General features: G+C 57.5%; 3 protein-coding genes. All 3 read right to left on the reverse strand.

The window, feature by feature from the left end; translation table 11 throughout:
- Window positions 1-791: 791 nt before the first annotated feature.
- A complete protein-coding gene (locus ACOVQ0_RS18865; protein ID WP_421888162.1) occupies window positions 792-1,181 on the reverse strand; it encodes a hypothetical protein in 390 nt (129 codons plus the stop codon).
- Window positions 1,182-1,429: 248 nt separating this feature from the next.
- Window positions 1,430-3,160, reverse strand: coding sequence for a hypothetical protein (locus ACOVQ0_RS18870; RefSeq protein ID WP_421888165.1), 1,731 nt, complete (start codon window positions 3,158-3,160; stop codon window positions 1,430-1,432).
- A 3-nt stretch (window positions 3,161-3,163) separates the two neighbouring features.
- The gene (locus ACOVQ0_RS18875; RefSeq protein WP_421888168.1) at window positions 3,164-4,240 is read right to left on the reverse strand and encodes a protein-glutamate methylesterase/protein-glutamine glutaminase; all 1,077 of its coding nucleotides are present in this window, start codon (window positions 4,238-4,240) and stop codon (window positions 3,164-3,166) included.
- Window positions 4,241-4,294 lie beyond the last annotated feature (54 nt).

A 4,294-nucleotide genomic window follows, 5' to 3' on the forward strand; every position in this document is an offset into this window, starting at 1 on the left:
CGCGCCACGCTCTCTTACGCGTAAGCCTCGATCAGAATGCTAGGCCCAGCACAGCGTATCTGACTGGGCCTAGCACTTACTCAGACCTGCAGATCGTCGCGGATCTTGCTTAGCGCCTGACCGTCTCCAAGGGGAGCGGGAAGAATGCCGACTTAGCTATCAGCGCCCTGCCCCTGCGCGAGCGCACAAAACGGTAGCCTTCGTCCTTGGTAGCAATGGTTAGGACGAGTTCGTAACGCTTGCTCAGCACGTCGGCGGCAAGGTGCGGCCCGCCCGCCCTCACCTCGATGCTGCGCAGCCCACCACACCCCATGAAACTTCGCACCGAGCACATCGTGCACGACCAGCGCCGCACCGCAGGCCTCATACACTTGTCGGTAATGGTAGCGCAGCCACCGGGCGCAAAAACGCGCGCGCGTCGCGAGGTTTGAGGTGGCGGCTATAGCGTATGAGCTATCTTGGTCGCTGATGTCTCCTTCGGCCGGCAGTCCGGCAGGCCCACAACTGCTGCTTGCCGCCCTCAGCAAAGAAGACTTGCGGTCGTACTGTCCTGCAAAGGAACAGTTTCGGTTTTCGTTCTCCCATCATGTCTCCCCTCCGGATAAACAGGCTCGTCGCTGGGGGAGCGCAAAGATGTTTGGTGAAGAGACCAGATGTGAGGAAGTCCGGTACAGCTGGAAAATGCCTGACGGCACCTCATGTCGCATGACGCTATTTGATGTAACAGCGTCAGAGGCGGAAGATGTTGCAAAAGCTTGTGGCTGGCCTGGCACAGGACTGCTGCCAGCCGGTCACGCCCGCCGCGGTTCCGCCACCGCCAGTACGTTATCGATATAAGCCGCGTTCATGTCGCCCACCTGAGTGTAACGCCGACAGCGGTCTTGATCGAGCCTGCGAACCGCCATGACTTGCACCGCCAAAAACTTTGAGTTGGCAAAAGCCTGCTTGGCCTTGGTCACCGCATAAATTGTTGTTGAGGTAGCGCCCTTCACACTGTCGACACAGTGGTTGGTGCAGCTAGCGTAATTGCCATGGGCACCCCCGGGCAGGCCGAGCTCTTCACAGATTAAGCACTGACTGATGGAGGCAACCACTTCTTCGAAGGGGTATGCGTCGCACTGTGACAGGCGACCAGCTTGTCGACGGCCGCTGCCTTCACCAGCCTCATCCGCAGCAGCCATATCATAGTGACCGGGCGCCCTGCATTCGGTCCCCAGCCCTAGGGCCCGCTGGAACAAGCGGGAGCCGATCCCTGCCGCCGCGCTCAGCAGGTGCGTGCCGTCAGCGCCCGCTGAACCTACCGGTACGACAGATCATACAGCCAAGGCTACCGAGGCACTATCTCTCCCGCCGCATACAGCAGGCTGTAATTCAAATGACGTATCAATACAAATAATATCTCTATCTTCCCACTAATTAATATTGCAATTCAAAATAGTCCATCATCAAATTCGTCGTCGCAATCTTCATCTGAAACAGGAACATCTAGCGATTCATCATGAATACCCATGGATTTCAGTATCGAAATATGAATCTCCCGCTCCGCAGTCATGGTGTATTTTACGCGCAAACTCTCAAAAATAGACTTGAGCTCGTCAGAAACAACAACGCCACGTGAAATTTCAGACGTTTCCGGCAAATTCAAGAGTTCCGCGACATTGGCAATAAGTTCTGCATTTTCAACCAATGGCTGCAGCTGCATAATGGCGCGGTCTAATGATGATTGGACATTGCTAGAATTTGACTCAACGAAATCGAGGGCGTCAGCAGTACTCCTATCACACGCTTCAATGATATCGAGGAGGCCTGAAAGTTGACTGGAAGATGTAGGACGCTCGGCGCCTTCCCGGCTCATCAGTGAGGAGCTCGCCATCAAGCTAGCCTCGGCCGAGGAAATGGCTGACACTATCAAATCGAGTCGATCAGAATAACTTCTGATTTCATTCGCAACGACCGCAATCGGTTTCCCGAGTTCGCCAACGTTCCGACATCGAAGGCCAATGTTGATTGCCATATTGCGAACTTCGAGTCGCAATTCAGTGATTGCCGCCATCTTTGCGGTGACATCATCGATTGTGGCCATGATCTGTGCGCGCGTCACAGTGCCCTGACGATCCGCCTGACTCAGCTGTGCGATCATTCCGTTCGCATCAGTGATCCCGCACTTGAGCAGTTCAAGAAAACCTTGTCCGTTCTTGCAGCGGTCGCCACCTTGCAGTGAGGTTAACTGCATTGAGGTTTCCTTGAGCCTGCTGAGCGAGACGACAAGAGCCTTTGCATCCTCATTGAACTCTGCCGCGGCCGCTCGCGTCAAAGCTCTCAGCAGTGGCAGAAAGTGGCTTTGCAAGGCGTCGGCATGCGAGATGTCACCGCCAACGGTTACCGCAACATCATCGACAAGCTGGCAGCCGAACATCACATGCTCGAGCCGTTGGCGAACGCGGTCCCCGATCTGGATTGCGCTAATTGCCAGACCCAGTTCGTTCCGGGTCGCCTTGGCAACGTCATTGGTGGCCTGTGCGAGCCTGAGCAAGCCTGCCTGATGCTGCTCGAGTGCCTGAGCATCGCGTACCAGTTGATCGGGGATTTGCGGGATAACCTTTGCACATTCCTCAACGAGCAAGGCATCGTTGCGGTTCATTTCGCACAGGCTGCTCTCGAGTAGTGCGAGCGTCTTGTCGAGGCTCCGCACCTCATCGCTTGCTGAGAAGAGCTTGCCGCGCATCCGATCGGCAAAATCCATGAACTCTGCAGAGCCGGATGCATTGATTTTGACGTTCATGCCGTAAACATCGAGAACCTGAATGCATCGTAGGATATCACCGGCACAGGATCGCAAGGTAGCGCTGCTTTTGCGGATTTCGACAACAGCACGAGCACGGCTATCCACCTGCCTTGTCACTGTCCGAAGGTTCTCAGCGGTCTCTATCAGATTACCCACGGCGGTCGCGGCTTCGCCCGTATCGAAGACGGTCGCGACATGCTGAAGCGCAGTCACTATCTGATCGATGGTCGTGACCGCATCGCCGAGGGCCAGACTTGCAGTGTCGAAATACGTGGTGATGGAAGCCACGATTTCGGCAAGGTCCGTGTGCACGGTCGCAGCAATGGACGAACAATCCTGCGGCTCATGCCCGATCTCAGGTTTAACCGCGAGCATCGCTTAGCGCGCCGTCGCCTGCAGGATCTCCCTGGCTATCGAACCGAGGGCTATAACCTTGTCGGCCGCACCGCGTGCGATCGCCTCCTTGGGCATCCCGAACACGATGGATGTTGCTTCATCCTGTGCAAACGTACGCGCTCCGCCTTCCCGCATCTCCAGCAAACCGCGGGCACCGTCGTCCCCCATGCCCGTCATGATTACGCCAACAGCGTTTGCCCCTGCACAGCGCGCTGCAGAACGGAAGAGGACGTCGACGGACGGGCGGTGCCGCGAAACCAGCGGCCCGTCACGGACCGAGACGAGATAGCGCGCACCCTGCCGTTCGAGCATGGTGTGCTTGCCACCCGGCGCGATGAGGACATGCCCGCGCATCACAGTGTCGCCGTCCTCCGCTTCCTTCACACTCACCTCGCACAAGGAATCGAGCCGGGACGCAAAGGCTCGCGTGAAACGCTCGGGCATGTGCTGCACCACCACGATCCCCGGGGAGTTGGCAGGCAAAGCTTCGAGCACCTCCCGCAAGGCTTCAGTTCCGCCGGTAGAAGCGCCGATGCAAGCGACCATCTCGGTCGTGCGGCTCATCGCCCTGCCGCTAGGCGGCGGCAGAACAGCATCAGCCGTGAGCCTGGCCTGCGGCTCCATACGGACAGTGCCGGGCTTGCGGGCCTGCACCCTGGCACGTGCTGCACCTTTGACCACCTGCCGGATCGCGGCGCGTGCTTCGTTAAGGTGATCTGCTACTCCGATGCGCGGCTTGAGAATAATGTCGACAGCACCTGCCTCAAGCGCCTGCATCAACGTTTCGGATCCTTCTTCGGTCAGCGATGAACACATCACAACCGGAAGCGGACACTGGCTCATCAGTTTGCGAAGAAAAGTAATGCCGTCCATCCGAGGCATCTCGACATCAAGCGTTATGACATCGGGGACCTGCGACTGGATAACTCGCGCGGCTGCGAACGGATCGGCAGCCGTTCCGATCACCTCAATGTCGCCGTCTTCCTCGAGGATGGCCTTCATCGTCTGGCGCACGCTTGCGCTGTCATCGACAATAAGGACCCGGACTTTCTTGTTCACCGGCAACTCCTAAGTCTTCCGGAACACGGTACCCGCCACCTGCGTGAGGCAGTG

Source organism: Novosphingobium sp. (assembly GCF_049240505.1).
GTDB lineage: Bacteria > Pseudomonadota > Alphaproteobacteria > Sphingomonadales > Sphingomonadaceae > Novosphingobium.